The 613-nt window shown below is 72.8% G+C and carries 1 protein-coding gene; it reads left to right on the plus strand.

Features of this window, described 5'->3' with window-relative positions:
* A partial coding sequence (locus Q0L15_RS21255; RefSeq protein WP_296606744.1) for a hypothetical protein occupies nucleotides 1–477 on the plus strand: 477 nt, incomplete at its 5' end.
* Nucleotides 478–613: the final 136 nt, after the last annotated feature.

The raw sequence follows: 613 nt of genomic DNA on the forward strand, positions 1-613 counted from the left end.
GCCGTCGCGATCTGCGGCGCGATGCTCCTCGTCGGCGCGTTCTTCGGCCGGGCCGGCGGCATCGTCCTGGTCGGCTTGGTCGCCGCGCTCGCCCTGGCCGCCGCCACTGCCGCGGACCAGATCGACGCCAAGTCGGTCAGCGTGACCCCCCTGACCGCGAGCGAGGTCGCCCCCCACTACTCGCTCGACGTCGGCGAGCAGCGCATCGACCTCTCCCAGGTCACCGACGTGGCCGCGCTCGACGGCCGCACCGTCGCCGTCGACGGCCGCGCAGGGACGATCGACATCACGCTCCCGCCCGGGCTGAGTGCCGACATCGACGCGACCGTCGACGGGGCCGGCAGCATCAAGCTGTTCCGCTACCAGCGCGGCGGCATCGGTGGCATCGAGGACCACCGGCTCGTCGGCCCACCCGACGCGCCCACCGTCCACCTGGTGCTGGATCTCGAGCTCGGAGAGATCGAGGTGACCCGATGAACCGCGAGTCCGGACGGCACCCCGTCAACGTCGGGCACCTGGTGATGGGCATCGCGTTCCTCGCGATGGTCGGCGTCTGGGCCCTGATCCAGGCCGGCGTGGTCGGCGACGGCGACGTGCGCTGGCTGCTGCCGGT

The sequence above is a fragment of the Nocardioides sp. genome (genome assembly GCF_024509035.1).
GTDB lineage: Bacteria > Actinomycetota > Actinomycetes > Propionibacteriales > Nocardioidaceae > Nocardioides.